The sequence below is a fragment of the Thermoflexus sp. genome, assembly GCF_025055495.1.
Taxonomy (GTDB): domain Bacteria; phylum Chloroflexota; class Anaerolineae; order Thermoflexales; family Thermoflexaceae; genus Thermoflexus.
Genome location: NZ_JANWXB010000341.1, coordinates 1 through 5,527, shown reverse-complemented (window position 1 = coordinate 5,527; position 5,527 = coordinate 1). Strand labels below are relative to the sequence as shown.

Genomic DNA, 5,527 nt, shown 5'->3' with positions numbered 1-5,527 from the left:
GCGGGGGCCTTCGGCGCCCGGCTCCGCCCCCAAAGCCCCCCAAGGAAGCGAACTGCGCAAGAGTTGAAAAGGCCGCTGAAGGCGATCCTCCTCGCTCCAGGATTTTAGTTATTAGTTAGGAGTTACACGGTTGAGAGTCGGTCCAACAAGGTGGAAGGGCCCCGCCTCCCTTTATCCCCTCTCCCGATGGCTCCTTGAGCCGTGGGGAGGGAGAGAAAAGATTTCCTGAGGGAGCGAACGGTGTAGATTTTGGTTATACCATGCGTTCCCCGCCGACCCAGACCGCCTCCGGCACGCCCCAGCGCGCCCACAAAACCAGATCCGCGGGAGCGCCGGGCCGCAGACGTCCGAACTTTCGCAGGCCCAGCGCCTGCGCGGGCGTCCAGGTGGCGCTGCGAACGGCATGGAGCGGGTCGATTCCGACTTCCTCGATCAGCACCCGCAGGCCTTCGTTCATGAGAGCGACGGAGCCCGCCAGGGCGCCCTCCGGAGTCTGGCATCGCCCATCCGCCACGATCACCTCATAGCCCAGCCAGGTGTAGCGGCCCGGAGGCAACCCGGCCATCGGCGCGGCGTCGCTGATCATGGCTACCCCGGAGGAACCTTTCACCTGAAACAGCAGCCGCATGGCCGCCGGATGCACATGTTGCCCATCCGCAATCAGCTGGACGATCACCCGCGGATCCAGCAGAGCCGCCGTGAACAGCCCCGGTTCCCGGTGATGGAAAGGGCGCATCGCGTTGAAGAAGTGGGTGACCTGTCGGACGCCTCGTTGAATGGCTTCCGTGGCCTGATCGTAGGTCGCGTCGCTGTGGCCGATCACCGGGATGATGCCCTGAGCGACCAGCGCCGGGATGGCTTGCATGGCCTCGCCCTCCTCCGGGGCGAAGGTCCACAGCCGGATGCGCCCGCCGGCCGCCGCCTGGTATCGAGCGATGGCCTCCGGGGTCAGCGGGCGGAACCATGTCGGGTTCGCCATCCCGGGTCGTTTCGGGGAAAGATGGGGGCCCTCGATGTGGATCCCCAGGATTCGGGCGCCAGGCGGCGCGGTCTCCATAACCCGGGCCATCGCCTGTAGACGTCGAAGGATCTCTTCTTCGGGCAGGGTTAAAGTGGTAGGGACGAACGCGGTGACGCCGTGGCGGGGCAGGCGTTGGGCAGCCTCTGCCAGCTCCTCCCCAAACAGGTCGTAGCCTTCCACCCCGTGGAGGTGTAGATCGATCAGCCCTGGGGTCACCGGACGTCCGTGCGCATCGATCCGCTCCGCCCGCCGGGGCAGACGGACCTCGCGGGAGGGCCCAACGGCCAGGATCCGTCCCTCCGCGAATACCACCGTGCCATCCTCGATCCGTCGGGTGGGCGTATAAAGCTCGGCATGGATGATCGCGACCGGATGGAAAGCCATGAGCAGCCTCCGCAGGAGTGGCGTCACTCCTTTGACAGTTTCGCTTACCCCGAAATGGAACGATCACCCGAGCTCCGGGTTCACCCAGACCTCGTGGCCTTCCACTTTTACCTCATAGACCGGGATCGGCATCACAGCGGGCAGCCGGAGCACGCGGCCCGTTCGAATGTCGAAGCGGGCTCCGTGGCGAGGGCACTGAATCACATAGCCTTCGAGCTTCCCCTCCGCCAGCGGGCCGCCATCATGGGTGCAGACATCCCCGAAGGCGAACACCTGATCGCCCACCCGGGTCAGCGCGATCGCTCGACCCTCCACGATGAAAACCTTTGCAGCTCCCACCGGGATCTCATCGAGATTGGCCACGCGGATCCACAAGAGTCTACCTCCCAAGAGAAGAGTGGCTGGCGTGCCAACCAAGCAGTCCGTATGCCACAGGCGGCTCGGGGGATCTGATCACCATCGGAGAATCCCGCGTTCCTGGAGGCATTTCAATACCGCCTCCAGAACCCCACCTCCAACCGCCCATGCCTTGTCCGAAACCGTGAAGCAGTGGCGGACCTCCGCCCGGGGGTCTATATCGCCGATCTTCATCCCGGGCATCACCTCCAGGCCGTCGAAGAGGAGCCCCCGCAACACCCCAGCGATCGCCGCCTGAATCGGGGTCTCCTCCACGTAGGCGACAATCTCCCCTGCCGCCACCCGGTCGCCGATGCGTCGGACTCCCCGGAAGCGCCCGGCGTGGGGGGCCCGCAGCACCCGCAGCACATCGTGCCCGCCGATCGTCCCCGGGATGCCGGTGTCGGGCAGCGCGCTGCCGGTGTAATAGACCCTCCCCAGGTCATGGCCCCTCGCCGTTTCGACCACCGCGTGGCAATCCACGCCGGCGGTGAAGCCCGGCCCCAGGGCCACCACCACCGGCGCGTCCGTGATCGAGGTCCCGGTGTTGCGCTTGGCCATAATCGCGTCCACCACGACCTCCGGCTGCAGCTGCTGGATGCTCTCCCCCTCCGGGTCGACCAGAACCGGGATCTCCCCCCGTTCCCAGAGGGGGAGAAACCCAGAGGGATCCGGCACCCGGCGGGCGGTATGGCCCTCAATGGTGATGGCGCCTTCGTAGACCGCGCTGGCCACCGCCACGGCCCGTCGGATGGCCAGCGGTTGAGGAAGCTCCGTGACCCAGACCCGGAATCCAGCCCGATGGAGGCGGAGGATGGCCCCGGTGCCCAGGTCACCCCCTCCTTTGACCGCCACTCGGATCAAGGAGCGCTCCACCTCGATGGCTGGAGATGCTCATGGAATCATTCTGCCACAAGCGGGACCGTGCGCTCCAGATGTTTCAAGGGTAGCATATGTTCGGCCTCAGGCAACACGATCCAGTCTTTTCGATATTGTAGCCGCGCGGCGAAGCTCCGGCGATAGTCGGCCGGCAGGATCCGATCGCGCTCGCCGACCAGAAGGAATTTGCGCCCGGGATCATCGCGCTGTAAAAGCCAGCGTGGGGGGTCATCCCAAAGGGGCCTGAGGGTAGAATTCGTAAAGGCGGAGGTGAAGGGCCAGACTGCGGTCCTCGATGAATTGAGGGAGGGTGGCGACCATCGTATGTCCCCGCACTCGGAGGTTCCGAGCTGGGTCGCCGCCTTCGACAACACCCCTGCCCTGACCAGCAGGTTGTGTAATTCGCAAAGAGGAGCCTTTTAAGGCTGGGAAGGCGGCCTTCCGCCGCCTTCCCAGAGGCGGTCTTCCCGGCCTCAAAATTCCCTCCTCTCCACCGCCCTTCGGGCCGTGGGGAGGGAGGAGAAAGGGGGCGGGGCAGATCCTCCACCCTGTTATGCAACGAGTCTTGCGTAGTTGGCGAGGAGGGCCTTTTAGGCCTCGGGGAAGGGAGGAGCAGTCCGAAACCCACAAGGAAGCGAGGACTTCTTTATGGAGAAGTCCCGCTGGATTCCGGTTCCAGAAGCACCCGGATGTGGTGCGCTAACTCCAGCCCGATGATCACATCGTGCTGAGCCAGGCGAAGGCGTAGCGGTCCGTTGAACGGCGCTCGGGCGATCAACTCAAAGGAAGCCCCAGGAACCAGCCCCAGGGAGCCCAGATAGCGAAGCTGCTCTGGATCCTCGGTCTTGACCCGAGCGATTCGCCCCCGGGCGCCGATCCGCGCTTCGCTGAGCGGGATATCGAAGAGCGGAGGGATCCGCCCGTCGGGCGTGGGGATCGGATCACCATGGGGGCAATGGGTCGGACGCCCGGCGACCTCATACATCCGCTTGCACAGGGCTTCGTCGATCACCGGATCCAGCCGATCGGCCAGCGCGTGGACTTCCTCCCAGCCGATGCCCAGCACACGCGTTAGGAAAGCCTCCAGGATCCGATGCTGGCGGATGCTCCGCAACGCCTCCCGTTCGCCGGCCTCCGTCAGGAGGATCCCATGGCGAGTCCGCCGGATCAACCCATGGGACTCCAGGCGGTTCAGCATGCGGACGACGGCGGGGGTGGTGACGTCCAGGCGTCGGGCCAGCGCGGCGGCTCGCACGGGCCCTCCCTCGCCCATGCGATAGATCTCCGCCAGATAGGCCCGCATCATCGGGCTGAGCGATCGGCTGGGCTGCTCTCGCCGGTTCAGGGTTTCCTCCATCCCAGGAAATTCTTTCAAAAGTGTAACATAAATTAAACCGTAGTTCAATATGCTCATCTGAATCCCAGTTCAGGGTTGCGCCTCGCTCCTTCAGGAAGTCTTCTCTCTTCACCTCCCCACGGTCCCCTGGGCCATGAGGGGGGGGATCCAGGAGGATGAGGGCCCTTCTACCTCTTCCGACCGGCGCCTAATCGCGCAACCCGTAAAGGAGAAGGCCGATGAAAGAGACGCCGAATCCCGATTTTGCCGGGATCCATGAAGAGGTCCGCGCGGCGCCTGCCGGGCTGATGGCGGCGCTCCGGAAAGAATGGCCCGGGTTGGGATTATGGATCGCTGCGGTGCTGGGCTTCGGGAGCCTGGCGTTCCGGCAGGAGGAGCCGGGCGTCGCCCTTTCCGTCCTCACCCTCTTCGCCGTCCTGATGGGCGGCTATCTGGGAAGCGCGGGGCTTCCGGTGGATTCAGTGCGCCGCTGGATGGGGGCCGACATTCGACGGATCTACGGGATCCCCTTCGCGCTGTGGTTCGGGGGCGGCCTGCTGCGCATCATCCGGGGAGCGTCCTTCGATTTCGGTGCGTTGCTTCTGGGCCTGGCGATCCTGCTGATCCCCACGATGATGGTGGTGCATAATCGCGCCCGGTGGAAGGCGATCGATGTCCTGATGGTGGCAGGGTCCCTGGCATTCCTGTTGATCCCTGGTCCATCCCCCTCAGACCCCGTCGGCTGGGCGTTCCGGATCGGCGCCGGGCTCTGGCCGATCCCCTTCCTGCTCGGGTGGCCTCGGGAGACCCGATCGCGATCGCATCTGCTCTTCTTCGGCGCTGTCCTGTTTCTCTGGTATGCGGTGGAATTTCAGCGCTTTCCGGAGAATCCCCTGATCGCGGGTGGGCCCTCCTATGATCACCTGGCCGTGATCGTGCTGTTTCTGTGGTTGCTCATCCTGGCCGGCCGGTTCCCGGATCTGGGGTTCACCTTCCGCTGGACATGGAGGGACGTGGGGGCTGTGGGGTTGAATCTGGCCGGTTTCGCCGCCTTCGCGCTGCCCTTTGGGCTGCTCACCGATTTCATCGCTCCGGCCGCCTCGCCTCCGGGCCTTCCGGAGGCGCTCATCCGCTTGCTGGCGATCTATCTCTTCATCGGGCTTCCAGAGGAGATCCTGTTTCGAGGGACATTGCATGTGCATTTCCAGCGTGTGCTGGGATGGCCCCCGCTGCGCACCTTGATCCTCTCTTCCCTTCTGTTCGGCCTGGCCCATTTGAATAATCCTCCGAAGGTAGGCCTTTATGTGATCCTGGCCACGGTGGCGGGGTTCTTTTACGGGCGGACGTATCTGCAAACGGGGAAGGTTACGGCTGCAGCGATGGTGCACGCCGTGGTGGATTGGGTCTGGAGCGTGCTGTTTCGGTGACCCGCTGGGTTCTAAATTTGGACTCTGGACGAACGGGCTATCCGCCAGGCCCCTGAGCCTTCTACCGCTTGTAGGGATATCCCC

General features: G+C 64.6%; 5 protein-coding genes. 1 reads left to right on the top strand and 4 read right to left on the bottom strand.

The features are described 5' to 3' along the window. Positions 1-253 precede the first annotated feature (253 nt). From nagA to NZM16_RS10930, 4 genes are all read right to left on the bottom strand, one after another. The gene (nagA, locus tag NZM16_RS10945) at positions 254-1,405 is read right to left on the bottom strand and encodes an N-acetylglucosamine-6-phosphate deacetylase (RefSeq protein WP_295480357.1); all 1,152 of its coding nucleotides are present in this window, start codon (positions 1,403-1,405) and stop codon (positions 254-256) included. A 63-nt stretch (positions 1,406-1,468) separates the two neighbouring features. Further along, positions 1,469-1,780, bottom strand: a complete 312-nt coding sequence (locus NZM16_RS10940; RefSeq protein ID WP_295453557.1) for a non-heme iron oxygenase ferredoxin subunit — start codon at positions 1,778-1,780, stop codon at positions 1,469-1,471. A 78-nt stretch (positions 1,781-1,858) separates the two neighbouring features. Continuing rightward, positions 1,859-2,656 (bottom strand): selenium-dependent molybdenum cofactor biosynthesis protein YqeB, encoded by a 798-nt coding sequence (yqeB, locus tag NZM16_RS10935; RefSeq protein ID WP_295453555.1) that lies wholly within the window; start codon positions 2,654-2,656, stop codon positions 1,859-1,861. Between the two features lie 670 nt (positions 2,657-3,326). After that, positions 3,327-4,037: a metal-dependent transcriptional regulator gene (locus tag NZM16_RS10930; protein ID WP_295453552.1), complete on the bottom strand. Its 711-nt coding sequence runs from the start codon at positions 4,035-4,037 to the stop codon at positions 3,327-3,329. Positions 4,038-4,255: 218 nt separating this feature from the next. Between NZM16_RS10930 and NZM16_RS10925 the strand changes: the two genes are divergently transcribed. Further along, positions 4,256-5,443 (top strand): type II CAAX endopeptidase family protein, encoded by a 1,188-nt coding sequence (locus tag NZM16_RS10925; protein WP_295453550.1) that lies wholly within the window; start codon positions 4,256-4,258, stop codon positions 5,441-5,443. The last annotated feature ends 84 nt before the right edge of the window (positions 5,444-5,527 follow it).